Origin of the sequence: Sphaerisporangium viridialbum (assembly GCF_049674955.1) — a bacterium.
Taxonomy (GTDB): Bacteria; Actinomycetota; Actinomycetes; order Streptosporangiales; family Streptosporangiaceae; genus Sphaerisporangium; species Sphaerisporangium viridialbum.
This window is the reverse complement of sequence record NZ_CP187232.1, coordinates 6,456,919-6,482,267: the sequence shown is the minus strand read 5'-3', so window position 1 is coordinate 6,482,267 and position 25,349 is coordinate 6,456,919. Positions and strand designations below refer to the sequence as shown.

The 25,349-nt window shown below is 69.2% G+C and carries 33 protein-coding genes and 1 pseudogene; 21 read left to right on the top strand and 13 right to left on the bottom strand.

Annotated features, from left to right (window positions below; translation table 11 throughout):
- Positions 1-72: 72 nt before the first annotated feature.
- Complete coding sequence (locus ACOZ38_RS29300; protein ID WP_424534376.1) at positions 73-210, top strand: hypothetical protein; 138 nt, start codon at positions 73-75, stop codon at positions 208-210.
- 93 nt (positions 211-303) lie between these two features.
- On the opposite strand, the gene ACOZ38_RS29295 is transcribed toward ACOZ38_RS29300, so the two are convergent.
- The 6 genes and pseudogenes from ACOZ38_RS29295 to ACOZ38_RS29270 form a co-directional block, all read right to left on the bottom strand.
- Positions 304-1,053 carry a hypothetical protein gene (locus ACOZ38_RS29295; RefSeq protein WP_424534375.1) on the bottom strand — a complete coding sequence of 250 codons (750 nt, stop codon included), beginning with the start codon at positions 1,051-1,053 and terminating at the stop codon, positions 304-306.
- 31 nt (positions 1,054-1,084) lie between these two features.
- Positions 1,085-1,501, bottom strand: a complete 417-nt coding sequence (locus tag ACOZ38_RS29290; RefSeq protein ID WP_424537218.1) for a hypothetical protein — start codon at positions 1,499-1,501, stop codon at positions 1,085-1,087.
- Between the two features lie 74 nt (positions 1,502-1,575).
- Positions 1,576-1,932, bottom strand: a pseudogene (locus ACOZ38_RS29285) (DUF5996 family protein); the annotation flags it as partial.
- Between the two features lie 110 nt (positions 1,933-2,042).
- Complete coding sequence (locus ACOZ38_RS29280) at positions 2,043-2,471, bottom strand: SSI family serine proteinase inhibitor (protein ID WP_424534374.1); 429 nt, start codon at positions 2,469-2,471, stop codon at positions 2,043-2,045.
- A 205-nt stretch (positions 2,472-2,676) separates the two neighbouring features.
- A complete protein-coding gene (locus ACOZ38_RS29275) occupies positions 2,677-3,834 on the bottom strand; it encodes a S8 family peptidase (RefSeq protein WP_424534373.1) in 1,158 nt (385 codons plus the stop codon).
- A 263-nt stretch (positions 3,835-4,097) separates the two neighbouring features.
- Positions 4,098-4,772: a pentapeptide repeat-containing protein gene (locus tag ACOZ38_RS29270; RefSeq protein WP_424534372.1), complete on the bottom strand. Its 675-nt coding sequence runs from the start codon at positions 4,770-4,772 to the stop codon at positions 4,098-4,100.
- A gap of 598 nt (positions 4,773-5,370) precedes the next feature.
- Between ACOZ38_RS29270 and ACOZ38_RS29265 the strand changes: the two genes are divergently transcribed.
- The 3 genes from ACOZ38_RS29265 to ACOZ38_RS29255 all read left to right on the top strand — a co-directional run bounded on the left by ACOZ38_RS29265 (position 5,371) and on the right by ACOZ38_RS29255 (position 6,875).
- On the top strand, positions 5,371-5,589 hold the full coding sequence (locus ACOZ38_RS29265) for a hypothetical protein (RefSeq protein ID WP_424534371.1): 219 nt from the start codon (positions 5,371-5,373) through the stop codon (positions 5,587-5,589).
- A 333-nt stretch (positions 5,590-5,922) separates the two neighbouring features.
- A complete protein-coding gene (locus ACOZ38_RS29260; RefSeq protein ID WP_424534370.1) occupies positions 5,923-6,600 on the top strand; it encodes an HNH endonuclease family protein in 678 nt (225 codons plus the stop codon).
- Positions 6,597-6,875 (top strand): hypothetical protein, encoded by a 279-nt coding sequence (locus ACOZ38_RS29255; protein ID WP_424534369.1) that lies wholly within the window; start codon positions 6,597-6,599, stop codon positions 6,873-6,875. The genes ACOZ38_RS29260 and ACOZ38_RS29255 overlap by 4 nt, the downstream gene beginning before the upstream one ends.
- A gap of 51 nt (positions 6,876-6,926) precedes the next feature.
- On the opposite strand, the gene ACOZ38_RS29250 is transcribed toward ACOZ38_RS29255, so the two are convergent.
- Positions 6,927-7,271, bottom strand: coding sequence for a hypothetical protein (locus ACOZ38_RS29250; RefSeq protein ID WP_424534368.1), 345 nt, complete (start codon positions 7,269-7,271; stop codon positions 6,927-6,929).
- 119 nt (positions 7,272-7,390) lie between these two features.
- Between ACOZ38_RS29250 and ACOZ38_RS29245 the strand changes: the two genes are divergently transcribed.
- The 12 genes from ACOZ38_RS29245 (at position 7,391) to ACOZ38_RS29190 (ending at position 19,231) form a co-directional block, all read left to right on the top strand.
- Positions 7,391-7,534: a hypothetical protein gene (locus ACOZ38_RS29245; protein ID WP_424534367.1), complete on the top strand. Its 144-nt coding sequence runs from the start codon at positions 7,391-7,393 to the stop codon at positions 7,532-7,534.
- 558 nt (positions 7,535-8,092) lie between these two features.
- A complete protein-coding gene (locus ACOZ38_RS29240; RefSeq protein ID WP_424534366.1) occupies positions 8,093-8,374 on the top strand; it encodes a hypothetical protein in 282 nt (93 codons plus the stop codon).
- Positions 8,358-9,110 carry a hypothetical protein gene (locus tag ACOZ38_RS29235; RefSeq protein ID WP_424534365.1) on the top strand — a complete coding sequence of 251 codons (753 nt, stop codon included), beginning with the start codon at positions 8,358-8,360 and terminating at the stop codon, positions 9,108-9,110. Before ACOZ38_RS29240 ends, ACOZ38_RS29235 begins: the two co-directional genes overlap by 17 nt.
- 596 nt (positions 9,111-9,706) lie before the next feature.
- Complete coding sequence (locus ACOZ38_RS29230; RefSeq protein WP_424534364.1) at positions 9,707-11,479, top strand: WD40 repeat domain-containing protein; 1,773 nt, start codon at positions 9,707-9,709, stop codon at positions 11,477-11,479.
- Between the two features lie 17 nt (positions 11,480-11,496).
- Complete coding sequence (locus ACOZ38_RS29225; protein WP_424534363.1) at positions 11,497-11,844, top strand: hypothetical protein; 348 nt, start codon at positions 11,497-11,499, stop codon at positions 11,842-11,844.
- A gap of 97 nt (positions 11,845-11,941) precedes the next feature.
- Positions 11,942-12,511 carry a hypothetical protein gene (locus ACOZ38_RS29220; protein ID WP_424534362.1) on the top strand — a complete coding sequence of 190 codons (570 nt, stop codon included), beginning with the start codon at positions 11,942-11,944 and terminating at the stop codon, positions 12,509-12,511.
- Positions 12,512-13,136: 625 nt separating this feature from the next.
- On the top strand, positions 13,137-13,649 hold the full coding sequence (locus ACOZ38_RS29215; protein ID WP_424534361.1) for a hypothetical protein: 513 nt from the start codon (positions 13,137-13,139) through the stop codon (positions 13,647-13,649).
- Positions 13,628-14,281: a hypothetical protein gene (locus ACOZ38_RS29210; protein ID WP_424534360.1), complete on the top strand. Its 654-nt coding sequence runs from the start codon at positions 13,628-13,630 to the stop codon at positions 14,279-14,281. Before ACOZ38_RS29215 ends, ACOZ38_RS29210 begins: the two co-directional genes overlap by 22 nt.
- 293 nt (positions 14,282-14,574) lie before the next feature.
- The gene (locus tag ACOZ38_RS29205) at positions 14,575-14,802 is read left to right on the top strand and encodes a hypothetical protein (protein ID WP_424534359.1); all 228 of its coding nucleotides are present in this window, start codon (positions 14,575-14,577) and stop codon (positions 14,800-14,802) included.
- Complete coding sequence (locus ACOZ38_RS29200) at positions 14,739-15,614, top strand: hypothetical protein (RefSeq protein WP_424534358.1); 876 nt, start codon at positions 14,739-14,741, stop codon at positions 15,612-15,614. Before ACOZ38_RS29205 ends, ACOZ38_RS29200 begins: the two co-directional genes overlap by 64 nt.
- Positions 15,518-18,253 (top strand): hypothetical protein, encoded by a 2,736-nt coding sequence (locus ACOZ38_RS29195; protein ID WP_424534357.1) that lies wholly within the window; start codon positions 15,518-15,520, stop codon positions 18,251-18,253. The genes ACOZ38_RS29200 and ACOZ38_RS29195 overlap by 97 nt, the downstream gene beginning before the upstream one ends.
- Before the next feature lie 57 nt (positions 18,254-18,310).
- Positions 18,311-19,231: a polysaccharide deacetylase family protein gene (locus tag ACOZ38_RS29190; protein WP_424537104.1), complete on the top strand. Its 921-nt coding sequence runs from the start codon at positions 18,311-18,313 to the stop codon at positions 19,229-19,231.
- Between the two features lie 653 nt (positions 19,232-19,884).
- On the opposite strand, the gene ACOZ38_RS29185 is transcribed toward ACOZ38_RS29190, so the two are convergent.
- Complete coding sequence (locus ACOZ38_RS29185) at positions 19,885-20,244, bottom strand: hypothetical protein (protein WP_424534356.1); 360 nt, start codon at positions 20,242-20,244, stop codon at positions 19,885-19,887.
- Between the two features lie 201 nt (positions 20,245-20,445).
- Entirely contained in the window at positions 20,446-20,829 is a 384-nt protein-coding gene (locus ACOZ38_RS29180) for a hypothetical protein (RefSeq protein WP_424534355.1), read from the bottom strand.
- On the opposite strand from ACOZ38_RS29180, the gene ACOZ38_RS29175 reads away from it, so the two are divergent.
- A complete protein-coding gene (locus tag ACOZ38_RS29175) occupies positions 20,813-21,262 on the top strand; it encodes a hypothetical protein (protein WP_424534354.1) in 450 nt (149 codons plus the stop codon). The genes ACOZ38_RS29180 and ACOZ38_RS29175 overlap by 17 nt on opposite strands.
- Positions 21,241-21,939 carry a 3'-5' exonuclease gene (locus ACOZ38_RS29170; RefSeq protein ID WP_424534353.1) on the top strand — a complete coding sequence of 233 codons (699 nt, stop codon included), beginning with the start codon at positions 21,241-21,243 and terminating at the stop codon, positions 21,937-21,939. The genes ACOZ38_RS29175 and ACOZ38_RS29170 overlap by 22 nt, the downstream gene beginning before the upstream one ends.
- Positions 21,940-21,967: 28 nt before the next feature.
- On the opposite strand, the gene ACOZ38_RS29165 is transcribed toward ACOZ38_RS29170, so the two are convergent.
- On the bottom strand, positions 21,968-22,246 hold the full coding sequence (locus ACOZ38_RS29165) for a hypothetical protein (RefSeq protein ID WP_424534352.1): 279 nt from the start codon (positions 22,244-22,246) through the stop codon (positions 21,968-21,970).
- Between the two features lie 458 nt (positions 22,247-22,704).
- Entirely contained in the window at positions 22,705-23,865 is a 1,161-nt protein-coding gene (locus ACOZ38_RS29160; protein WP_424534351.1) for a hypothetical protein, read from the bottom strand.
- A gap of 93 nt (positions 23,866-23,958) precedes the next feature.
- On the opposite strand from ACOZ38_RS29160, the gene ACOZ38_RS29155 reads away from it, so the two are divergent.
- Both ACOZ38_RS29155 and ACOZ38_RS29150 read left to right on the top strand, forming a co-directional pair.
- Complete coding sequence (locus ACOZ38_RS29155; protein WP_424534350.1) at positions 23,959-24,141, top strand: hypothetical protein; 183 nt, start codon at positions 23,959-23,961, stop codon at positions 24,139-24,141.
- The gene (locus ACOZ38_RS29150) at positions 24,116-24,478 is read left to right on the top strand and encodes a hypothetical protein (RefSeq protein WP_424534349.1); all 363 of its coding nucleotides are present in this window, start codon (positions 24,116-24,118) and stop codon (positions 24,476-24,478) included. The genes ACOZ38_RS29155 and ACOZ38_RS29150 overlap by 26 nt, the downstream gene beginning before the upstream one ends.
- 98 nt (positions 24,479-24,576) lie before the next feature.
- Here ACOZ38_RS29150 and ACOZ38_RS29145 read toward each other — a convergent pair whose 3' ends face one another.
- Complete coding sequence (locus tag ACOZ38_RS29145) at positions 24,577-24,882, bottom strand: hypothetical protein (RefSeq protein ID WP_424534348.1); 306 nt, start codon at positions 24,880-24,882, stop codon at positions 24,577-24,579.
- Here ACOZ38_RS29145 and ACOZ38_RS29140 point away from each other — a divergent pair.
- Positions 24,881-24,994, top strand: coding sequence for a pentapeptide repeat-containing protein (locus ACOZ38_RS29140; protein ID WP_424534347.1), 114 nt, complete (start codon positions 24,881-24,883; stop codon positions 24,992-24,994). The genes ACOZ38_RS29145 and ACOZ38_RS29140 overlap by 2 nt on opposite strands.
- Before the next feature lie 48 nt (positions 24,995-25,042).
- Here the strand turns inward: ACOZ38_RS29140 and ACOZ38_RS29135 are convergent, their stop codons facing one another.
- Positions 25,043-25,198 (bottom strand): hypothetical protein, encoded by a 156-nt coding sequence (locus ACOZ38_RS29135; protein WP_424534346.1) that lies wholly within the window; start codon positions 25,196-25,198, stop codon positions 25,043-25,045.
- Between the last annotated feature and the right edge of the window lie 151 nt (positions 25,199-25,349).

The following is a 25,349-nucleotide window of genomic DNA, read 5'->3' as shown; positions in this document are numbered from 1 at the left end:
GATCACCCTGTGGCGGCCGCTGGTGTTCCGACAGCTTGGTCGTGTTCGCGGAGCATGCGTAGCTGGGGAGGGGTGCTGGCCTTTCTTCTTGCCCTTGGTGATGACGAGCCGGGCGGCGATGTCGCGCAGGCTGAGGTTCTGCTCGCTCAGGTGCAGGGCCATGGACAGCATGGCCTCGTCGGTGACGGCCGAGGGCTGACCAGCCTGTAGGCCCTCCACTCGGGTCCGTGCGATGAGTCCCAAAGTAGCGAGCCCGCGCACGTCAGGGCCTGTAAAGGCCGCCGATCAGCTCAAGACCGAGGGCTATCCGTTAGCCGAGGAGGGCATCGCCGGCTGTCGCCGTTTCTCCGTCAGCTCGTCAACCTGGTCAGCACCTGCTCCTTCACCCGGTCCGACCGCGGCCCGATTGGCATTCGGCCAACTCCTCGACCCTGATGAGCCGGATTGGGGCAACGGCGGTCTATAAGCAGTCCGGGACTGGCCGGTAGCGGTCAAGCTGTAGATTCGTGCGACGATGAGGCCGACTGCCATGATCAGAGCGTAGGCCAACAGCGGCCACCCCCACGGGCGGCGGGGCGACCATGAGTCGAGAAGGATGATGGCGCCGCAGATGAACGTCGCGACAGTGAGCAGCCATCCGGCGACGAGCCCCAGCCAGCGGCGATGACGCATCAACAGGATGGCCAAGATGATCGCCATCGCGATCCCGGGCCAGCCAAGGGCTATGAAGTCCAAGACCCCGCTGGAGGTGTCGGCCGGGCCACCGCGCAACGCGTTGAAGACCATGTCGCCCACCAGCCAGTCGACGATCGACACAGGTAAGGCCAGGATGACCATGATGAGGCGTCCGTAGATCTGATCACCCAAAAAGTTACTGACAGTTGCCCAGGTCACGGTCACGACCGCCGCCCCATAGGCGATGACCGTTACGGCCGGTGCAATTCGCGTCGACACGCGGACGCTGCTGCCCATCGCGTAGTTCCTCATTTCCTCTTCGCCACAACTGCGGGCTGCATTGTGGCAGACCCGGTGGGCGCGAAACAGCGCACCCACCGGGAAACCGTACTCATGGAGCTAGGGTCGTTTACAGGAAACCATCGCCCTTGGCCCTGACGGCTGTGTGGAACACGTCAGCCTGACGGTTGCAGTGCTCCTTGGGTGAGATACCTAGGATGGGATCCCGTTTCCCGCTTAGCTTCGCGCAGATGCGGGTCTTCAGGATGGTCTGGAAGACCGCGTCTACCGACGGGCGCTTGGACCGCGGCAGGCCCGGGAGGCTGCTGCTCTGGGGTTGGGTTTTGTTGCGGATGAGGCCGTAGCCATAGTCGTGTGCGTCGCAGGCTGGCCTGAAGTTAGGCGTCTTGCTTGGCCAGTTCGGGTAGTCCCCGACGAGGGGGGCGCTGCAGCCGTCGTTGGTGATGCCGTACACCGATCCGCCGGTGGGGGTGCTCTTCCAGAAAGGCGTGCGGTACGTATACCCGCTGCCCTTCGTGATGTCCACCTTGGTGCTGCAGCGGCCGCGTGTTCGGTGTCGTCTTCGAACGGCCGGCCCGAGTCCGGAAGGTCGAACGGGTGCGGTATGTCGATGTGGACCCGCACATCCAGATCGGTCAGTGCCCGCATGGTGTCACGGTAGAAGGACGCCACCGATTGGCCGTACAGCGGGAACGACATCGCTCTGCCGTCCACCGTGGTGATGTGGAGCCGATGCCCGACGAAGTCGAAGTCGATCGTGAAGATGGGGTTGCCGTCGACCTGCCCCATGGGACGTGTGGTCAGACCTCGCCCGGTGAGGTGGAACGGGGCGTTCCACCAGTGGTTGCGCCGGACTCCGGCGGCCAACCGGATCTTTCCGATTACCTGGGCGAACCGGTGCAGCGTGGACTTGGTGTCGCGCCACTCGGCCAGCGGTATCGCTGGGAACAACTCCATGCCACCAATGTTCCCACGTAGATCACGTTCAAGAGGGCGAACGCGAGCCTGAGCCGGCAAAGGGTCCGGCGTCCGTTGGACCCTTTGCCGGCTCACTCATCGGGTGCACGTCAGAAGAGTCCGACGGGCCCCAGCGTGTTGCGCAGCTCGCAGGCGTTGCCGAAGGTGCGTATCGACAGCAGGAAGTGGTCGTCCCAGACACCGACCGACGACACTGTCACCGGCTCGTAAATCGCCGTGCACACTCTTCCGGGTGGGCTCTTCAGCTTTTGCACGTCACCGCCTACCTGTGCCAGCACGGCACAGGCCTCCCGGGCCTTTGGGTGCGTTCCGCCTCCCTTGGGCGCGCACTGCAAGACCACGGCCTGGGAGGGCGGTACGAGGACCGGTCCCTGGCCGACCACCAGCACCAGCGCCTTGGCCGAGGTGATCTTTCCAGACGCGTCTGATGTGGTGGCGGGGTCACCCGGCGGTGGCTGGCCGGCCGAGCTGGCATTCGCGGCCGGCTGGCCGAACCCCGCGACCGCGACGAGGATCACGGCACCGCGCGCCACACGTCCCCACAAAGGTCCCATGTGTATTCCCCCTGGTCATCGCGTTGGCAGTGGTCACAGTCTTGAGTGCCGTGATCTTCGGATCAAACACCGGCCCTTCGGGTGCAAGCCAACGTCTCGCCTGATCAAGGCCAATTCCTGGCCTACCGGCACCGTGCCGTCGAGGAGAACCGCCGGGGAGCGGGACGAGCTAGAGCCCGGCGGAGTACAGCAGCTTGTTGCCGGTGCCGGAAGGCACGCCCGTCAGGACGTTGGGGGTGGTCGCGCTGATGAGCCATCTGAGGACCGTGGCTGTGTCGTAGTCGCCGTAGGTCTGCTTGAACAGCGCGCCGACCCCGGTGGCGTAGGGGGAGGCGAAGGAGGTTCCGCTGCCCGAGGTGCTGCCGCCGCCCTTCCTGGCCGAGGTGATGTTCGCGCCGGGAGCGATCATGTCGACGCAGGCACCGACGTTGCTGAACGAGGCGAAGGTGTCGGTGATGGTGGAGGCTCCGACGGTCAGCACCCGGGGGGCGCTGGCCGGGGAGATCCCGCACGCGTCGACGGAGCTGTTGCCGGCGGCCACGGACACGAACACGCCGGAGTCGGCCAGCGCGGTGGCGGCGGCGTTGGCCGCGTCGGACCTCGGCCCTCCGAGGGAGGCGTTGGCGACGGCCGGTTTGACGGCATGGGCGGCCACCCAGTCGAACCCGGCGATGATCTGGGAGAACGCGCCGCTGCCGTCGCAGCCGAGGACGCGGACCGGAGAGAGCTTCACGGCGTGGGCCACTCCCCAGGTGGTGCCGCCGACGATGCCGGCCGTCATGGTGCCGTGGCCCAGGCAGTCGTTGGTGCCGTACCCGTCATTGACGGTGCTGTAGCCGGGGACGAGGCGGCCGGTGAACTGGGTGTTGGCCGGGTCGATGCCGCTGTCGATCATGTAGGCGGTCACCCCCGCACCGGTGTGCACGGGACTGAACAGGTGATTGAGCGGGAGGCGGCGCTGGTCGATGCGGTCGAGCCCCCAGGAGGTGGTGGGCGCCGCCGGCGGAACGCGCCGCATTACCGGTCCGGCCGGGCGCGGCGAGCCGAAGGCGTAGGCCAGGGCGTCCTCTTCGATCGCCGCGACGGAGGGATGGATTCGCAGCTGGTTGAGCTGGGCGGGCGTCATCCGGGCGGCGAATCCGTTGACCACGCGCTGGTAGGTGTAGAGGGGGCGCACGCCCACCGGGACCACCACGCCGAAGGTGTTCGCGCCGGGTTGCAGCCTCACGATGTACTGGCCGGGGATGCCACTGGAAGCGGGGGCCATCGTGACTTTCACCGGGGGGCGTGGGGGAGCCGTCGTACCGGCGTGTGCGGTCGTGGACATCGCGATCACGGCACTGAACAGCAGAAGTCCGTGCAGCCCGCGCGTGAGGCTTTTCCTGCTTGTACGGGCTTTCCTTGCGGGGCGCATTTCCATAGAGGCCTCTCAATGATCGGCTGTTGTGGCTGAGAGACAACCACTCGACTACTGAGAGTAACGATCAATGGCCTCGCGTCACGGTCGTTGGTCTCCGCGTCGGGTGCATGACAGGGGCAAGATCCTGTCAGCGTGGAACGACGGCCTTCTGCCCCTAACTTCCCGAGCGGTTAGGAGCGCTTCAAAAGCGCGCCATGTATCCGACCTTCCGGCAATCCGCCCAGCGGGGCGGAGACCGTGAGGTCGCCTGCTGTGACCAGGCCTTTCGCGACTACGAGTCCTCGATGAGGATCCCATGGCGTTTGCGAGGCTGTGGACGACTGCGCGTCCGAGGTTCTGACGGTCACGCCCTTGAGGCTGGTAACTCCGCCGATCCCCAGCAACACACAGTCGTTGAACCGTGCGCCTTCCATCTGGGCGTTGGAGAACTGCGCGCCTGTGTCGCAGCGCTCGAATCGGACGCCCCTCAGATCCGCGTTCTGAAAGTTCACCTCCAGCATGTTGGAGTCGCGGAAGACGACGTTCTTGAACGTCGGGAACCTGAACCCTGTGAGATCGCCGCGGCAGGCGTCGAACAGCACGTCCCTGAACCCGCACTCGGACCAGGCCATGCCGGTCAGCCGGCTCGCCGTCACCCGGGTGCGGTGCATCGACGACGACCTGGCGGACATGTTGGAGAGGTCGCAGCGCTCCATCGCCACGTTGGAGAAACCGCCCCGGCGCATCACCGTGCCGGAGAATCGCATGTCGACGAACCGGCATCCCTCGAACTCGACCGTGTCGGCGTCCCGGGACGACAGGTCGACGCCGTCGAACTCCAGCGACCGGTAAGCACCGTCGTCCACGAGATCGAGCTCAGGCAGCCGCGCGCCGCTCAGAAGGCCCTTCAATTTCGGTGCGACCGGTTCCCGCAAAGGCCGCTGAGCGTGAGGAGTTCGCGGCGGGGACTGGGTCGCGGTGCAGACTCCTCCCGACCAGATGCCCGCCCCCAAGTCAGCCGAGATCGGCACCCCTGCCTTCCATGAGCAGGGCTGGCTGGCGATCCGGCCAGCCGAGTGAGGGTAGCGATGTTCCGCGGGTGCTGGCTCGCCTCCCTGCTGCGCGGGCTGGGCGTGGCTGCCGCGGTGGTCAGGTCGCCGCTGGTGTTGGCGGGGATCTCGGCGAGCTCTTCAAGGTGCAGGTACGAGGTGTCAGTGATCACCTCGCGTCCAAGGATCCGCGGGTCGCCGTAGATCACCGGCCGACCGGCGCCGGGCGCCGTGGTTCTCGGATCCGGCGCAACCGTCAAGGCCGGCCAGGGCAGTGGCGTGCCCGGGGCGAGGTAAGCCCGAAATGGCTCTGGCGCGCTTACAGCCCCGACCTCCCGCGGAGTTAGGCGGCGCCTTCCTCTGCAGGAGGCGTCTCCTGACTGCCTGTGCTGCGCGATGGGGCGCCCGCGACTGTGTGGCCGTTCCGCTCGGCACAGACGACGTCCGTGGTCTCCCATCGGTCCAGGAGATAGCGGAGGATCCGGCCGCGCGCCTCGACGCTGTGTCCGGCCAGCAGCTTGGAAAGCTGCCTCATGGCCGCCAGTTCGTCGTCGAGCTCCAGCGCGAGGTCGACGATAAGTACGGCAAGGGCCTGGTGGTCCTCGAAGGCTTCCTCACGCCGGTGGGCTCGTGAACCCGCATGCGGCATCGTCGCGGCCTCATCGCAGAGGTCCCTGAGGCCGGTCCTGCCTTCCCCCCACTTCCAGCTGTAGCAGGACCTGCGTTCTGGCCACGGTGGACCGCATGCTGCTCTGCCTGACGCGCGTCGCGAGCGCGCTGCCGGCGTCGAACAGTTCGAGGTGGTGGCGCAGCACGAGCGCCACGCATCTGGTACCCCGTCCGATGGGATGGCGAGCCATCGTGACGGCCCAGTGCTCGCCACCCGACATGACCGAAGGGTGAAAACTCAGGTCAGGGGGATGCAAAGCGGCTCCGAAGGGTGATCGGCTCGCGATATCGGTGGTCCATGCCTTTCACACCCCCGCGGCGTCTGGCCGCAGCGGCCTTCGCCGTGTCCGCTCTCCTCGCCGTCCCGCTGACCGGTTCGCCGGCGTCGGCCTCGCCCGCCGGGCCGGTCGTACTCCCCGAGCCGTCGCCCGCCTCGGTTGCGCGCGTGGAGTTCGCGGACCTGGCCGTCGACCAACCGCACGCCATGACCGGGTACTCACGGGCGAAGTTTCCGCACTGGATAGAGCAGGGCTACTCGTGCAACACCCGGGAAGTCGTGCTCGAACGGGACGGGACCGATGTGCTGCGCGACGCGCAATGCCGGGCCACCTCCGGGACCTGGCACTCCGAATACGACGGAAAGGACCTGAACGCGGCCTCCCAGGTGGACATCGACCACGTCGTGCCCCTGGCGAATGCATGGCGGTCGGGCGCGGACGCCTGGTCCACGGCCAAGCGCCGGGACTTCGCCAACGACCTGACCAACCCGCAGCTCATCGCCGTGTCCGCCACCAGCAACCGGGCCAAGGGTGACCAGAACCCCGCCCAGTGGAAGCCCCCGCTGCGCAGTTTCTGGTGTACGTATGCCCGGGCGTGGACCGACGTCAAGCACCGGTACGGGCTCGCGGTCACCGCCCCAGAGAAGACAGCGCTCGCTGAGATGCTCGACACCTGCCCAGACCCGCAGCACTCGTGAGCGTACGACGCGAGTCCACCGTCACCGCCGGGCCCGGTGGCGTCATGACCGACGAGGTCGGGATCGTCACGGGAGAGCTGACCGTGGTCACTGACATCCGCGAGGGCCAGGCCGTGGTGCGGGTGGGTTACGCGGGCGCCGAGGAAACCTACACGGTGACGGGCGGCCCGCTGGACATCGCGGATGGCGAGGATGGGGCGTGGGTTCACGCGGCGATGGTCCGCGCCGTCCAGCAGGGCCTGCCGGACGGGCTGGAGGGGTTCGACCTCACCTGAGCACGACGACGCCCTCATGCGGTCTGGGCGGGCGGCCAGAGCCGCCGGTGTTCATGTGGCCGCCAACGGGTCATCCGCTGAGCGGTGCACGCGGATGTAGGTGCGGTCATCGAAACTGGTCGCACCCGGGGCCAGTCCTTTAGTGGAGGGGTGCGCGCCGATGCGTAGGGGGTCGGCGCGCAGGGATGCGCCCAGCTCTTGTTCGGCCTGCGCGAGGTGTTCGGCCGCTGACAGGTACCCGTCGGAGGCCAAGGTGACCTCGAACGCGTCCTCGTGCAGGGGGAAGGTTTCGATGAACCGGTCGGGAACACCGCGGCCGTCCAACAGCCCGAACCCCAGCGGCCCGGCATCTGGGCGGTTGGCCAGAAGGCTCTGGCGCTGCAGCACGGGCAGCACCAGGGCACGGCCCGGGTCATGTCGTGCCAGGTCGGCGGGGTGGTGCCCTTCAGCCAGCAGGCAGTGCAGATACGCCGCCGGGCTTGGGCCAGCACCTGGTCGATCCTCTTATCACCCCGATGGTGCTCGCGCCTGCCTGGGCGGCCGACGGCCACATGCACGTCCCCGACCCGCCAGATCAGCCGCTGCCGGGGCAGCAGGACCGCGGCGACCGCGCCGGGGGCGAGCGGGTCGTCCTCGGCGATGTGCCAGCGGCGGCGTAGCCGCGCCAGGTCAGCGGTGATCGCTGCGACCATGGCCGCCGGGGCGGTGCCCGGCGGTAGCCGTCGCAGCGTCGCGGCAACACATTCAGCAGCCAGCGCACCTCCGCTCAGTCCTTGATAGATGCGTCCGGACTTGTCGGTGGCACCGTCGATGACGGCCGCGCACCAGATACCGCGCTCGTCGCCGATCACCACCAGCCGGTCCTCGCCACGGCCGGTGCTCTTGGGCACCTGCGCCTGTTCGGCGATCACCCATCGGCTCACCGCACTCCTGCCCCGGCCGAGCCAGTCGGGGGAAGGGCCCGCCGGTGCCCACCATCATCCCCCCCCACCATGCCCCGCAGTCCACTCAGATCTCGGGGGACCGTGATCCTCCACGCTACGCTGATCCGCCGAAGCAGCGGTCTCCGGCCGGCCTCCGCATGCCGATCAAGGAGGCATCACTACCTCAGGGACGCAAGCGACGCACCTCTCGACTCTTGTTGATCTTGCGTGGTAAACAGGAAGTCCAGTAAGAGCGCGGTAATTGACTGCAAAACGGAGCGGGTCCGGGGTGGCGTGGAGTCCGACGCGGGCGAGGAGTGGACGCTGATCGGTGAACATGGAGCGGCGGGCAGCAGCACGCTGGCCACGGTGCTGAAGCACCGCCGCGAATCGCTGGCCGTGGAGTTCGCCGGCGCCGGACAGCCGCGGCGGCGGGTGCTGCTGAGGGTGCGTTCCGCCGTGGTGGGCGCCCAAGCAGGGGACGCGGATGGTGCGCTCTGGCCGTTGGGGGAGCGGACGTGGCCGCAGGGGTGGCCGATGGCTGAGGGAGTAGCCGTCCATGCCCTCGGCCTCTGAACTGGGTGAGAGCCAGCGGCGGCTGCGCCGGATGCTCGCGATCGCCGTCGCGGTGATCGCGGTGCTGGTGGTGTTGGTCATCGTGTTGCTGACCCGACGAGGCGATTTAGGCGCGGCCCCGCTCGGCCCACCGGCGCAGTCGTCGATGGGCGTGCCCTCGGCGGGCGGCCCGGTGGCGGTGCACCGTACAACTGCCCTGCCCAAGCCTGGTGACTACTTCAAAGGCCTGTACCCGGTGCGGTTTCCGCACACCCCGCAGGGTGCGGTGGCGGCTGCGGCGGCGATGTACCAGTACGTCTACACCCTGGAGCCCGCCACCGCGCAGAAGGTCGTCGACGTCTACATCGCCGCCGAGGACCGGCAGGTCTCGCGGGCCAACGCCGTCGACAGCGTGGCGTTCTTTCGCGAGAAGATGGACCTGCCCGCCTCCGGGCCGGCGCCCGCCGATGCCACGATCGCGGTCCAGCCGATCGGCGTGCAGTGGAAGACGGTGGACGGCGACAACGTCTACGCCAGCCTGGATCTGCGGATCGACATGCTGCCGGGAAACATCCGGCCGGTGCTGAGCTCCACCGCCGCGGTCACCGTTCACATGCAATGGCGCGGCGACGTACGCAGTGGCGACTGGGTTGGGTTGCAGACCCCGCCCGGCAAGATGCCCGCGCCCCGCTTCGCTGAACTGGACACCCAGGAGTTCGACACCGAAGGCTGGACGATGATCCGGCCCGGCGGATGAGCCGGCACCAGGTGTCGAGGTGGAGTAAGCGCCATGTCCTGCATGCCGCAGCGTCCGCGCTGCTCTGGGCCGCCGGGGCAGTGGTCGTCGTGCTGTTGATGGCGGGGAGCGGCCGTTGGTGTGCGCGCTCGGTGTCGGTCAGGTGCATCAAAGATAGCCAGCGCACCGGCGTTGGAACCGATCACACTGGATTGATCACAGGGATGCCCGAGCCTTCCCGCCTTTGACGACGGAGACGAAAGGTTCCGGGCCGAGTCGCGGAGATCGGCTCTTACGCTGTTTTTCCTGTCTCGAGTGGGTGATATTGGCGGTGTGAGCGCTGAGCAGCGGCATGATCGGCTTGAGCTGATGCGGGCCGGGGTACGAGCCCGAGTGACCCGGCTGGGACGTGCGACGACCTCCAAGGCGCACCAGTGGGCTCCTGCAGTGTTGCTGGCAGTGCTGTCAGCCGGAGCGTTCGGGGCGTTTCTGGACCCGGCGACAGGCACGATAGGGGCGGCGACAATCGGAGCCGTCACCGCCGTTGGCGGCAACAGAACGCTGACCGCCAACGTGACATCGCCGTGTCCCGTCAATTCGCGGCACAAAGCGAGAACTTGAACGGAAACCCCGTACTGTCGGCGCTCTGGGTGGCGGCGGCCTGGCGTATCCATCCTGGCCCCGATGCCCGCGCCAGCATGGTCAATTTTCTCAGCAAACCGGAACGCGCCATTCTGACCAGCCCCAAGGCGGTTTCTTCGGTGGCATTCAGCCCCGACGGCCGCACCTTGGCCGCCCTCGAGGGTACGGTGCGGTTCTGGGACATACATACCCACCAGCAAATTGGCACCCCTCTCACCGACGACGCATCCATCACCTCGATGGCGTTCAGCCCCGACGGCCACGTCCTGGTCACCGACGGCGAATTTGGTGGGGTGCGGCTATGGGACGTACGCACCCGCCAACCAATCGGCGGCCCCCTTTCTAAGGGTTCTAGCGTCACCTCTTGGCGTTGCTTGGTGGCGTTCAGCCCCGACGGCCGCACCCTGGCCACCAGCACCAAGGACCACAAGGTACGGCTATGGAACGTGCGTACCCATCAGCAGATCGGCACCCCACTCACCGGCCACACCAACCCTGTTGCCTCGGTGGTGTTCAGCCCCGACAGTCGCACCCTGGCCACCACCGCCCTCGATTTTGGCGGGGTGCGGCTATGGGACGTGCGCACCCATCAGCAGATCGGCACCCCACTCACCAGCCCCGGCTCCGTTTCCGTTTCCTCAGTCGCGTTCAGTCCTGACGGCCGCACCTTGGCCACCAGCAGCAACTACCACACGGCACGGCTGTGGGACATGCGCACGCATCAGCAGATCGGAGCGCCCCTGACCGGCCACACCGACCCGGTCTCCTCGGTGGCGTTCAGCCCCGACGGCCGCACCCTAGCGACCGGCAGCTACGACCGCACGGCACGGCTGTGGGACGTGACCACCCATCAGCAGATCGGAGCGCCCCTGACCGGCCACACCAGCTCGGTTTTGTCGGTGGCATTCGGCCCCGACGGCCGCACCCTGGCCACCGGCAGCGACGACGATCACACAGCGCGACTATGGGACGTGGCCATCCATCAACAGGTCGGCGTGCCCCTGACCGGCCACACCGCCCCGGTTTCCTCGGTGGCGTTCAGCCCCGACGGCCGCACCCTGGCCACCAGCAGCTACGACCACAAGGTACGGCTATGGGACGTGCGTACCCATCAGCAGATCGGTAGCCCTTTCACGGGCCACACCGACCCGGTTTTGTCGGTGGCGTTCAGCCCCGACGGCCGCACCCTGGCCACCAGCAGCAGCGTCTATGACGACACGGTGCGGCTGTGGGATGTGACCACCCATCAGCAGATCGGTAGCCCTTTCACCGGCCACACCGATTGGGTTTCCGCGGTGGCGTTCAGCCGCGACGGTCGCACCCTGGCCACCGGCAGCCACGACCGCACGGCGCGGCTGTGGAATGTGCGTACCCATCAGCAGATCGGAGCGACCCTGACCGGCCACACCAACAGGGTCTTCTCGCTGGCGTTCAGTCCCGACAGCCGCACCCTGGCCACCGGCAGCGACGACCGCACGGCGCGGCTGTGGGATGTAGCTACGCACCGGTCAATCGGCGCCCCTCTCACCGGCCCCAGCTCGGTTTCCTCGGTGGCGTTCAGCCCCGACGGCCGCACCCTGGCCACCGGCAGCATCGACGGCTACGACCACACGGTACGGCTGTGGGATGTGACCATTCCCGCTGATCTGCCTACGGCTGTCTGCGCCGTCGCGGGTCGCGCGCTCACTCGTGCGGAATGGGCGCTGTACGTGCCTGCTGGAGTCGAGTTCCGGACGGTCTGCCCCTGATACTGACACAGCGTCGTTTGCCCACACCGGCGGCCACCACCGATCCCAGCCCGACCCAATGCCGCGCGCTGAGCGACACGATCGCCGAGGCGCTCGACCCGCAGGTCGGCACCGCCCACAGTGAGGCCTTCGGCCGGATGCTGCACTACCTGCGGCGGGCCCGGGTGAGGCGGGTGGACCTGCGGACGGCGGCGGCGCTGGGCTTCACTGTGCCCGGAGAACCACCGAGGTGGCTGCCCGTGGCTCCCCTGGGTAGGGCTCTGCACCCAGAGGCCATGGACGGGAAGTCCGTGTGGTGGCCCGCGACGCTGTGGTCGCAGGACTTCTGGCGGGCACGACACGGCAGCTACGCCCAGGCCGAGTAGCGATTCCAAGACGGTGAGGATCCCCGGCCACTTATCCCGATCCCGGCTCACGCGGCGTAGGGTGGTCGTTGATCTTTCTCCCGGCTTGGAGCTCTTCATGCGCGTGCGGTCAGTTCAGGATTGGCACGTTCTCGGCGTTGTCGAGGTCCCCGGACCCGGCCGTTACGAGATTCTCTACAGCAACTCCTGCGGCACCGCCGTACGCCCGGTCGAAGGACAAGACGATGACCTGGTCACGGTGACGATCGGCGACACCAAGATCGTGCACACATGCACTCTGTGCGCGTGCTGTCGGGAGTGCGCCTGCCAAGGCGCGGGAGATGTGTGCTGGTCCTGTGACCGTTTCCGCCGGTGGGCCGATACGACGCGCCTTGAGCTGGATGCTTACCATGCGGCGTGTGCGGCGCCCGAGGGCTGGTTCGTGGTGACCGGCTCCAACATCGTCCATGCGGTCGGCTGCTCCGCTTTGAAGAGCACCGTGCGCGAGGTGACCCGCATCCTCGACGACACCTGCCCGCACGATCGGTTCTTCGACCCGGCTTCTCCCGTCGCCGTCCGCGCCGACACGATCCGCGGTGGCCGCCGCTGCCGGATCTGCTGCCCGGACATCACGCTGACTCCCCGGGGCACGGGCCGTTTCACCCCGGGCGGCGGACGAGACGTGTAGCAGGTCATCGCTGCAGCAGCCCGGACTGTTCCAGGCCGGGACCGCCTATCCGACCGGTGTTCTTCTACGACGGGAGCGCTGAGTTCAGTGGAACTGCCGATGAGCTGCCCGGTCTGTCGAGCGAGCAGCATGCAGCGGTGTCGGCGGGCAAGTGGCGGTGTGCGGCTGTTACCGCATGTGCGTCGGATCGCCGTGGTGCTGGCAGGCCAACTGATCGCGATCGCGGCCGGAGGCGACACCGCGGCACGCGACGCCGTGCGCGACGGATTGGCCCTCGCCCACGCGGCCGCCACCCCGGCGACAGACGTCGAGGGTGAGCAGGCCGCCGCCAGCCGCTGCGGCGATGAGATCGCGCTATGGCACGCGGTCGCTCTGCAGCAGTTCATCAGGCAAGCGGTGCAACGGCTCAGCGGACGGACGATCGACCTAAGCGACATCCAAGAACCTCTCCAAGAGGCGGCAAAGGCATTGAGCGAGGCCCAGACCACCTGCCGCCTGCTAGCCGATGGCAGCGTCACCGCGCCGCCCACCTATCCCCAAGGCGCCGGCGTTCCCAGCCCACAACAGGTGCGGCTGTGGCAAGACCTGGCCGTCAACGAGCAGCTGCGCCAAGCGGCGCGAGCACGTGACCGCCCAGACCCGCCCGGCCGGGTTGACGCCGGCGCGCTGGCGTATCCGCCGCTTTCTGGCCAACGGCTACTTCGAAGCCCACCTCGACGGGCAGGACGCAGACCCGGGCGGGCCCGGCTACCACAACTGGGTGCCGGCGCCCGAGGCCGTCGAGGATCCGCTGCGGCAATGGAGCGTCCCAGCCGGGCGCCCACTGGAGGTGGCATGGGACTGCACGCCCCGCAATCCGACATGGCTATGGCCGGTCGGTGGGTTCATCCCCGAGCACCGCGGTAACGCTCACGGACTTCATCACACCGCCAGTATCGACACCACCGAAGCTTGGGAACGCGAGGAGACAGCACACCAAGCTCGTTTCGCCGCCATCGCCACGCACGTGCGCCGCTACTGGCCGGGCGGCACCTCGGTGGGCACCTATCTGGCCGAAGCTGCGGTCCGGTTGAACGCCGAACACCCCAGCCACCCGAGTGCAACCTGCTGGGAAGCGTGCGCGGCGATCGCGGGCTGATCAGTTTCGGCCACAGTGTCACCACTGCCTGGATCGACCCGGCCGCCGTCGTCCGCGCCGGCCCGAGCGGCTGGGGCGACTTTCGCAGTCACCGCCCCGGTACCTGCCCGGCCATGGTGGATGCCCTGCTGACCGGCTCGCTGGAACAGGCACTGGAGGTCTGGAGCCTGACCAGCGAACCCATCGACGTCACCCGCCTGCCCGGCCCAGCCGGACCCCTGTATGCGCGCGGCGTCAACGGTACTCACCGTTTGCACACCGCCCGCATGCCGGCGTTGCCGGCCATCTGGGTGGAAGTCCAGCAAAGGACACTGCCTCCCTGGATCACTCCACACGAGACCGGCGCGAACACCGAGCACGACACCGGCACCCTCCTGGCCTGCTGGCGAGGGCTGCTGGCCCGCGGCCTGGTCGTCGGCCACCTCGAGGAACCACGGATCGTGCCGCAGCTGAGCAAGCTGCACCTGGACTACGCAGCTGCACCATGGCTGCTGGCCATTCCGGAGCGGGCCGCGGCCTGGGCACAGGCCTACCAGCGCACTTACCCCGGCGCCCTTGCTCAGATCGGCATCCCTACTTCAGCGTGGGCCAACCCGCGCACCTGGGTGAACTGGCTGTCGGCCGCCCCATGACAGGCCTGATGGTCTGGTCATCGCAGAAGCCCATGCACACACGCCGGCCCGCACCGTCAACGCGCAATTGATGTCGCCTGGGGCAAGGTGACCTGAGGCCGTACTCGGTGCGATTACCCATCGCGGAACGCTAGCCATCACCTTGGCACACGACGCACAGCCGCCGCCCGCCCAGCACTTCGGGGTCCCTGCCTGCCGCGCACCGGCCCTTGGCGTTCGCGTATTTCCCCGAATTCGGCAGATGCTGACTGCCACGCTATCGGTGGACTACCCCCCGTGAGGAGAGACGACCGATGAGCAACCCACCCGCGCAGCCCGGCACCGCCGAGCGGCTGAAGGTCCTGGATCGGGCGCTGGCCCGGTTCTCCAGCGACTCGCTGCTGAAGCTGCTGGGTGCCGCGCTCGACTCGCCCGGCTGCGCGCGTTTCCACGACCACCTGCTGCTGGCAGGACCCGCGTGCTACGCCGCCCGCGCCGCCTGGGGCCGACCGCCGCGGCTGGTGACCTGCCCGCCCTGCTGACCGCCGCGCGGCGGGCGGCGCCCGGTCGCGGGGTGAGGACCGGGCGGGAGCCGAACGATGTTCGCGCGCACGTCCGCGTCGGCCTCGCGGGGGAGCGGTGGCTGGTGCATCCCGGCGAGCTCGACCACCCGCTGGTGTTCCTGCGCGCTCTGCAAGCCACCGCGCGCGCCGTCGACGACGAGCAGGCGGCTTTCACCCTCACCGACGTCCTGGAACTGGTGCTACGCCACACCCACCACGCCGTCGCCGCTCTCGCACCCGCCTGGCCCGCCCCCGCCGGGGACCAGCCCAAGGACGAGATCGCGTGCACGCTGACCGACGCCGAGATCACCGCGGCCGGTGCGCTCGGTCTTGACCACCTCACCCCAACCGGCCCGCACCGGGAACGGGCCACGAAGGCCTTGGCTTACCTGACCGCCGGCATTCGTACGTTGCCGCTGCGCTACACCCCGGGCACGCCGCTGCTCGGGCCGGTCCTGGTGGTGTCCGCGCATGGTCGGCACGTGCCGGTACCGGCGTCGGTGGCGTTGGACAGCCTCGCGGCCGCCGCCGCTGATCTGCTGGCCGCCGTAGTGCCCGACCTGGACGCCGAGATCCGCCTTCGGCTGCACACCGTGGAGCGCGTAGCGCAGCTCCTGGACCTGACCTGGCCGCCGGTGCGACCGGAGCCGGTGTCACTGATCCGGTCGATCTCGCACCGCCTGAGTTCGCCGTGGTGGCGGCATTCACCCACGACGGCCTGTCCGCCCTCCTCGAGCAGGCGCGCGCCGACCTCGCCGAGAACGCTGCGCCCGGCGCCGGGCGGCTGGTGATCTACGGCGGTCCGCGGGTCCTGGGACCCGAGGTGGTCACCGACACCCTGTGCCTGCACGTTGAGGAGTTCGCCGAGATCCTCGCCGACGCTGGCGGTGACCTGGCCACCGTGGCCTGGTGGGTGCTGGAGATGACGCAGCGTCCCGAAGCGGAGGCGGTCGCCTACGACGACGTGTTCGACGCCTGGGGGGCCTGGCATCGGGAGGGGATGCTGTTGCCGCCCGGCGCACCGGCCGAGGGGGTTGCCTTGGTTCCCCCGTATGGGCGCGGCGTGTCCTGGGACCGGGCCGCCGCCTGGGCTCGCATCGACGAGGTGCTCGCCGACGCCGGGCTGCCGCCGTCCCTGGGCTGGCGCACCGCCCGCCTGGAGGTCGCGGAGCAGGGCGCCGGGCAGTGGGCCGAGGTGTTCCTGCCCGGCGGCGCCACTGGCCCGCTGCTCGCCTGCGTGAGCACCGTCCCTGCGCTGGTCATCCTGGCCACCCCTGTGTCTGATGAGCGGGCGCTGCTGGACGCGGCGACGCTCGCCGCGCTCGCCGACGGGATCCGCGCCACCTTGGCCGGTCACCCGGCGCTGGTCGCGCACTTCACCCTCCCCGACCGCGCGGCCTGGCTACTGCACCTGACCGAGACCTTGGAACCCTGCCAGCCCCCGCCGGCCGCCGACGCCGACGCCAACGCATCTGAGGAGGTGCTGCCGTTGTCCGTCGGCATGGACGCCGAACATGCCCGGATCAGCATTCAGCTGGATCCGGCGTTCCTGGCCCGGTTCACCCGCGACGGCCACCAGATCCTGGGCCGGTTGCTTCACCACTGCGCCACCCACATCCGCCAGGCTCGCGGCGCCGGTGCGCCGACCACCATGGAGGAGTTCACTGCGGCGTGGGAGGCGGCCGCCCCGGTGCTGACCTTGCACGCCGCCGACGGCTACCAGCCCGCCCCCGCCCCGCCGCAGGGTGTTCCTCGCTCCCGGCACGTCCACGCCCGGGCGCTGCGCACCGCGGCCACCGCCGTCCGCCGCGCCCGCGTCCCGACCGGTGCCTTCACCGGCTCGGACGCCGTGCGCCGGGGCGGGCCCGCCGAGCAGTTGCTCACCGCGCTGGAACGGGAGCTTGTCGAGCGGGTGCGCGCGCACCACCCGGAGCTGACCACCGTGCTGGCGCGCCAGCTCAACGTCGCGCTGTCGGTGCGGACCCGCGGCCGCCAGGAAGCCGTCGTGAATCTCGCGGGAGCAGGCGCCGAGGTGTGGGCCGCCGAGGCTCGGCGGCGGGAAGCCGATGGATCGGTAACGACCACCGCCCTGCAACACCTCCTGCAGCAAGCGATCGCCACCCCGCTTGCCGGACCGAAGCCCGCCGACGTCCTGGCCGTCGCCGAACTCCTCGCGCTCGCCGGACTCCTGCTGCGCACCGGCCTGACCGCGGTCACCGCTAGCCGCCGCCTGCACGACCTGCGCCTCGAAGTCCACGACACCGGCCTGTTCACCCTCACCGGCACCCCCGGCTCCTCCGGCGCCCCCGACCCCGGCGATGCGGATCCGGCTGCGCCGGGCCACCTGGGCTTTGACCATGACGCCTACCGCCACGCCCAGCAGCAGCGCTGGATCAGCCGGGCCCGCGCCGCTGACCCCGCCCCGCTGACCCCGGACGCCCTGTTCGCGCTCCACCGGCGCAGCCCAGTGCCGTTCACGCCGCTCAACCCGCCCGCCGGCAGCCACCTGGCCCGGGCCGACCAGGTCCTGCACCAGCAGTGGGGCTGCGGCCTGGACGCGCTCGCCGCCGTCCTGGCCACCGCCGTCGACTGGCCCACCGGCCCGGACGGCACCGCCACCACCACCCCCACCGCGCTCGCCCGGGAGGCCGCCGCCTGGTCACGCCTGCCCGAAGCCGATCTACGCGCCGCCATCGGCCGCCTCCTGCTGGACGCGGGCAACGCGCCCGGCGACCGCGCCCACCCCTACACCGAGGTGGAACGCCGCACCCGCCTCACAACGCACCCGCTGATCGCCCACGACGGCCAGATCCTCGTGCTGCCCTGGCTCATCCACACCGCCCAGCGGGTGTATGCCGCCTACCTCGCCGACGCGCGCCTGCCCCGCCCGGACGTGCCGCCCGCGGCCGCACAGCACCTGGACCGGCACCGCCAGCAGCACAACGACCAACTCGAACACGACCTGAAAACCATCGCCGAGCGGGCCGGTCTGCCGCACCGCTCCCGGCTGGACGTCGGGCCCGCCGCCCGGCTCGGTATCCCCGGCCTGCCTGGCGAGATCGACCTTCTGGTCGCCGACGAGCGCCGCGAGCGGCTGTGGGTGATCGAGGCCAAGAACCCGCACGGCGCCGTCGCCCCGCACAACCTCGCCCAGCACCTGGACCGGTTTCACACCTACCGCACCAAACTCCTGGCCAAGACCACGGTGATCGCCGCCCACCCCGGCCCGGCCGCCGCCGCCTGCGGCGTCGTCTCCGCCGGCCGCACCTGGCGCGTGATACCCCTGCTCGTCACCCGCGTCCTGGACCCGGCCGCCTTCACCACCGACCCGGCGGTCCCGTTCACCACCGCCGACCAACTCGCGCAAACCCTGACCGGCAGCGCCGGCCCCCGCCCGGGATGGAACACGGTGCCCGATACCGAACGGTAAGCCCATGCACACGCCAACCCGGCGAGCCTGACACAACCGGAAATTCGTGTGTACTTGATGATCTCAAGCAGCCACACTTTCCGTATGCACGAACATGCCGAAGTGCCGATCCCGCCCTCGGTCACCTCCGGTGAGTTGCTGGGCTTTGCCGCGGATACTCGGGTGCTCATCGTCAACTGTGACGACCTGGGCATGCACGACGACATCAACATCGCAGTGATCGACTGCATCGAGGCGGGAATCGCCCGTTCCTGCAGCCTGATGACGCCCTGCCCAGCCGCGCCCCACGCCATGCGACTGCTCCACCAGCGACCGGAGATCCCCTTCGGCATCCACCTCACCCTGGTCTGCGACACACCCCACTACCGATGGGAGCCACTGACCGCGAAGGAGAGCACTCCCTCACTGCTCGACGACCAGGGCCAGATGTTCACCGCCACACCCGCCGGACGTGCCGCACTGCTCGCCCGCGCGCGACTCGAAGAGGTGGACCTCGAGTTCCGGGCGCAGATCCAGGTAGCCCTCGACGCCGGACTCGCGCCCACGCACTTGGACTTCCACTGCCTGGCCGACGGCGGCCGTGACGACATCCTCGATCTGACTGTGGCCTTGGCGGCCGAGCACGGCCTGGCCGTACGGGTCTGGCTGGGACCAGGGCGCCAGAAGTTGCGCGGGCAAGACTTGCCCGTCATCGACAACCCCTTCCTGGACAGCTTCTCCCTCGCTATCGAGCACAAATCGGCTCAGTACGCGCGGCTTTTGTGCGATCTACCGGCCGGGCTCAGCGAATGGGCGGTGCACCCGAGCGTAGGCACCCGCAAGACCCGCGCGATCGACAGCGGCTGGCAGGTACGGCGAACCGACTATGAATTCCTCACCTCAGCCACCGCCCACGATCTCCTCCGCCAGCAGGACATCGCCCTGATCGACTACCGCATGATCCAGCAGGCTTGGTCTCGCCTCGGGCGCTCCACCTGATGGACGCGGGAAACGATCAATCCCGATCCGGGAAGCGATCACGAACATACCTCCTCCGCCCCAGGCGGAACCCATTCGTGAACACCCCCCGTCGGGGTCGAAGGCCAGGGAGCCGAGCCTGTCATCGTAACGACCGAAAGGACCCTGCTGCCCAGGCTGGTACGCACCCAGCTGCACCGCTCCGCCCTTCATCCGGTAGATGCTGGGGATCATCTGACACTTCCTTCCTCGCCAAGTGGAGCCGGCCATTCTCCCCGGTGATGATGCACGCTCGTGCTCGGACCGTTGACCTGATTGCCCGTGACCGACTGCCGCCGCCCGCGGGATCCCAGCGACCTTTCCGGGCCAAGGAATTGATCGCTCATTGGCCAAGTGATCCAGGGAGTCGTACCAGATCTGCGGCTCGTAGGGTCAAGCCATGTTCGATCACGTTCGGGTGTTGTGCCTGGGCCATGGAGAGTCGGAGAACGTCATAGCTGGGGCCGCCGGCGCGCCGTGGTGGTGCGTCGTTCACCGGCACCGCGCCGCCGCTGTACGAACAGCGCGGTGCGTATCTGCGGAGCCGCTGCCACGGCTGCGCCAGATCCGGATCGCCGGACCGGACGCGACCGTAGGGGGCAGCCTCACCAATGGATCGTTAACAGCAGGGCCTGTCAGGGGGCCAGTAGGTGCCACCCGATGGCTACCCGGCAGGCCGCGGCAAGCTGCAGCGCCGGGGTGCTGTGGCCGCACACGCGCGGCCCGGTATCGGGGTCGAACATGGTCTGCATAGCGGCGTTGGCGCAGCCCAGCAGGTAGCTGTACCCGGGCCGGCTGCGTTCCCGGATCCGGTGATGCTTCAGGCGCTGCCGGATGTGCTCGGCCTCGGTGGCCAGATGAGCCGCCAGCTCGGGGTCGTGTTCCGACTCAGTGAGTACCTGGCGCCCGTAGCGGGCGTAGATGTCTTCCAGTGACCAGCCATCCAGGTCGCGCGTCTCCGTGGCCATCTGACGTCGGCGCAGAGCGTTCACCATGTCCCGTATCACGACAGACAGGACGCCCGGCCCAGGGGTGACGTTGTCACGGGCGAGCAGCACGCCGACCGGAGGTGCTCGCCGAGGGGGAGGCGTGTCGGCCGGCGCGGTCGCGAGCCGTGCACGCTACTCCTTGCCAACAAGCCAGCCCCGGACACCCCGGGCGCCTATGAAAGTGGTCGCAGGACGAGCATGCTTCGACTAGGAGGCGCCGGTGAGGAGGTAACCAGAGCTCGAACCGCGCGCCGCCGGAGGCGGAGGACCCTGGCCGCCGCGGTCGCGGCTGCGGGAGGCGTCCAGCCGGGTGAACCGTTCGAAGATCCTCTCACGGCTGGCGTCGGCGACCCCATTGCCCGCGCCGCCTCGACGCGCTGGTCGGCCTTCGTGCGCGCCCGCGGCGGTGGCCTGTTCCCGGGACAGGGCCAGTTCCCCCTCGCGAACGGCGAGCTGGTGCTGCTGCTCAGCGATCCGCCGGTCCAGCTCGGCGGTGTGCGCGGTGGTCTGCGCGCGTTCGGCGACGACGGCCCGGCGTAGCGCGGCCAGTTCGCCGTCGAAGCGGCGGTCGCCGGTGGCCTCGGCAGCCACCGCCCGCTGCTCGGCGGCGGTACGGGCCTTGCCATCCCGGGCCCGCGCGCGGCCAGGCCGCCGCGCTCAGGCCGCGCTGCTGGTCGACCTGGTCGGCCACCTCCGGGGCCTGGAGGCGATTCACCCCGGCCCGGGGGAGGAGCCCAACGGTTACAGCGCTCTGTGGCAGGTGACTTTGCTCAAACCCCGAGCCTTCGCCGAACGTTTGGATCACGCTGGAGTTCACAACAGCGTCGGCTCGTTCGGGCTGCGCGCCGCGTCGGCGCACCCGGCCTGCCAGGCCCTGCGCCCGGCACCTTGCCCGGTGGCCGAACAGGCGACCGATGGGCTGCTCGCCGTGGTGCTCAGGGCCACCGACGCCGAACACGACCTGCGCATCCGCGCGGAAACGATCCAGCGAGAGGCTCAAGCATGGACCAGGACAGCCACCTGACCCCGGCTGTGCGCGGCGACGGGCTGAGCTCGGACCCGGATTTCCTCGCGCACACCTATGTGGTCATCGACTTCGAGGCGCTGACCCCGGCGGGCCGCCCGGCCGTGCCCATCGAGGTCGCAGCTCTGGCGCTGGTGCCCAAAAACGGTGAGCTGATCGAGGCCTGGCGCTACCAGGCGCTGATCGCGCCGCCGGCACAGGTGCCAGTGACCGCGTTCGACATCCGCCAGACCGGCATCATCGCCGCGATGCTGTCGCACGCCGCCCCGCCCGGGAAGGTCATGGCCGAGCTCGATGCCGCGTTCACCGCGCCGCCGTATCGGCTGGTCGCCCATCACGCCCCCACCGAAGCAGGGCTGATCGCCCACCAGGCCGGCCACTGCCCGACCCTGGCGGCCATCCCGCTGCTGGACACCGTGCGGCTCGCCCGGCTGAGCTATCCCGAACTGTCCTCCCACAGCCTGGACCAGGTGCTGCGCCTGCTACGGATCCCCGTGCCGCCGTCCCGGCACAGGGCCATGCCGGACGTGGAGGTCACCGCGGAGGTACTGCGCCGCATGCTGGCGGAAAACACAGGCTCAGGGCGCTGGAGGACCCTGCACGCTCTGGACAGGGACGCCGGGGTGCCACCCAAGCGCCTGCCCACCAGTGCCGGGTCCCAGCAAGAACTCTTTTGACCCTCTGGGGAAGCCTCGATGAGCGGCGTCACTCCGGCAACCGCACCTGCCCTGCCGCGATCAGTTCCATGAGCTCCTTGGCCTGCAACCGGGAGTCCTCGGCCACCTCAGGGGCATCGGCCAGCTCGGCCGCTGTGAACCAGCGCACCCGGTGCACCGGTTCGACGACCGGATCGGTGGCCTGGGCCCACGCCAGGAACACGTTGTCGACGTGGACATGCGAGCCGGGAGTGTGGTTGTCGGGTTCCCACGACTCAGCACACGCGTAACCGCCTACCAAGAGCAGCAGTTGACGCGCACCAACCACACTCGCGGGGTCACATGAGAAAGATCCGCCGTGGCAGGCCCCCATCGCGCCCTCGCGCACTTTGAAGCTGCGGCCACCGCAGACGCCTATGAGGGCGAAGCCATCCTCGTGGGTACGCCATCTATCTCGCCCGGCAGGCTGAGGCCAGGCGCGCGCTTGATGACCTCGACGGCGCGACCAGCGCCGTACAAAACACTGTGGATCACATGGGAGGTGTTACCTCAGCTCGCGGCAGCGGTACCCTCACCAACTTTCGCCGCAAGCTCGCCGACCACCGAGACACTCCGATCGTCAGTGAGTTCCTCTACTACACCAGGTGACAAAGCACTTTCCTATCGCGAGGGCGGGAGGGGTGCGACCCCAGCGAGTGAGCCACCCAAGGGGCAGCGTCTGCCTGCGACCGTTCCGTTCCTGGGCAACCTGTGGCAAGCCGAACCAGGCGCCCAGCAGCGTGATCCTCACCAGGCGGCGTCGGGCGTCTGGCCGCCGAGCGGCAGGTCGCCCGTCTCGATCGGCACCGAGCTGGTGGAGCCGTCGTGCAGGTCAGCGCGATAGAGCCGCCAGTCGTGCGTGTAAAGCAGGTATCGGCCGGTCCCGTCGAGGTCGAACCGGATGGTGAGCGACGCGTTTTTCGGCGGCGACAGCCGGGCAAGCACCACCAGCGTCCCACCTCCGACGGGGATGCGCTCGATATCGTGGCCGGTCGAGTAGATCAGGGAGTCGCCGTCGGTGGTGTAGGCCACCGACTCCAGGGGAGAACCCTTCATCGGCCTGACGAGACGGGTGGATGCGAGCAGGTCCGGCCCAGGGGCGGCGAGGTCCATGACGCCGAGGCCCCAGTTGTGCACCGCCACGGCGATCCGCCGCCCGTCCGGGGCCCAGGACAGGCCGGTCACCGGTATGTTCCCGGCGAACCAATCGCGTCGCGCGCCGGTGGCGATCTCCACCACGGAAACGATCGTCCCTCCGACCAGCGTGTCAGCGAAGGCGAACCTCGTTCCGTCGTGGCTGAGGGCGAGCACCGGCAGCATCCCAGGCACGCCGCCGCCGGACTCCGGCACCAGCTCGGATGTGCCGGGCCGCCCGTTCTCGTCAAGACGAACCCGGAAGAATCGGACACCGGACTCCTGCCCGCGGGTGCCGGAGAGCAGGAACGTTCGGTTGTCCGGCGCCGCCGCCGCGAGCTTCCAGGACGACTCGATCCCCGGCGGCAGCGGAACGGCCGCTATGAACCTCCCGGTCCCGGCGTCGTGTACGGAAGGCGGCACCGGCGTGACGATCGCCGTCTTGGAACGCTCGGGAAACCGGGCGATCGGCACCCTCGCGGAGACGAAGAAGCGCGGCGGCCCGGTCCCGGCCAAGGGAGCGGCGGTCGCCATCGGCACCGCCAGGGACGATGCGAGGTCCGGGCGCGCCGGCATCGTGGCCGACGGTCCCGCCGACCCGCCCCACGGTGACGGGGTCGACGGTGGCGGTGCCGAGGGCGGGACCGGGAACGGCGTCGCCGCGGCGCCACGGGGGAGGATGGAGACGCGTTCGGCGGCCGGGGAGTCGCCGCAGCCTCCCACCAGGGTCAGCACCAGCAACCCTGCCGCGGCAACGGCTGCGCGAGGAAACACGCGTTGATCATCACCCGTCCCAAGGAACGGCGTCAAACCTAGGATCCCGCCTGCCGTACCGGTGCGCTGACCCTCGATGCCGCCGTCGCCGGTGTGAACGGGCTGGTCTATCTCGCCGCCACCGCCCCTGTGAGCGATCTGCTCGGGCCCGGGGTGGGCCTGCTGCGCGGGATCGGCGCTTTCCTCCTGGTGTACGGCGCGGCGGTCGGCGGCCTCGCATCGATGTGCTTCCGACAGTCAGGGGGCCCGGATGGACGGCCCGAGATCCAAGGTTGAGCTCTTCGCGGCGCTCCGCCGCGACTCGCGCATAGAGAAGCTGTCGATCCATGAGCTCTCCCCCCGCCACGGAGTGCACCGGCGGCTGGTACGCGAGACCCTGTCCTCGCCGTGGCCCGCCCCGCGCAAGCCGGGACCCCAGCGCGCCTCGGTCCTGGATCCCTACAAGCACCTGATCAACGCGATCCTGCGTACGGACCTGGACGCCCCGCGCAAGCAGCGGCACACCGCCAAGCGGGTCTTCGACCGGCTGGTGGACGAGCACGGCATGGACCACGTCTCCTACGGCCGGGTCCGGGACCCGCCCGCATGCGAAGCCGAGAACGAACGATCTTGACGCCCGACGTTGAGCTCTCGCCGGCTTGCCCCCGCTCGACGCGGTCAGGATGTCATAGCTCCTTGGCATCATGAGGGAACGTGACTGCCATGGATGCCTCAGACGTTCCTGACCAGCCTCTTCGTACTCGGCTGACCGAGTTGCTGGAGGGCGTTGGCCCCTGGGATGAGCAGGAGCACGCGCATCTCTCCACGGCAGCGGAGCGGATCGGCCGCGACTCCGCCCGCGATCACCCCACCGTCATCGAGGTGCCGGCGGCGTTCATCCGCGAGCACTCTTCGGCCCCGGCGCCGGACGGCACGGCAGAAGCCGGCGAGAAAGCGGAAGGCGCCGTTGCGGACCGACATCCAGGCCGCGCTCACCGTCCTCGGCCGGCGGACCTGCTCCCATGACCTGCCAGGCATGAGAATCAAACTCACTGGCGCGGACCTGACCGGCGCGGACCTCAGCAGCGCGACCCTCACCGGCGTGTTGGCCCTGCCGCCGGGACGAGGTGGTGCGGCGCCCGGGGGGTGACGGCGGTCCGCCTCCGGTGAAGTGCCGGGTTTCCGGGCTCGGGATCACTCACGGGGACAGATGCTGGTCCAACCGGTGCACCATGAACCCTTCCAGCGCGAGGGAGGTGGCCACGCCGACGGTGGCGCAGGCGAGCGCGAGCAGGACCAGCACGCCGGTGACCAGCCGGCCTCGGAGCGTGCGCGGTGGCTTGAGGACGTCCACGAACCGTCAGGCGCTACCGCAGAGTGACCTACGCCAAAGGCAGCGCGGGCCCGGCCGCCTGTACACGTCGGCTCCTGGCCGTAGCACACCGGTGCGAGACGTATCGTGAGCTGTGAGGGTATTCACGCTGCTTGGCTGGGAAGAGTGTGAG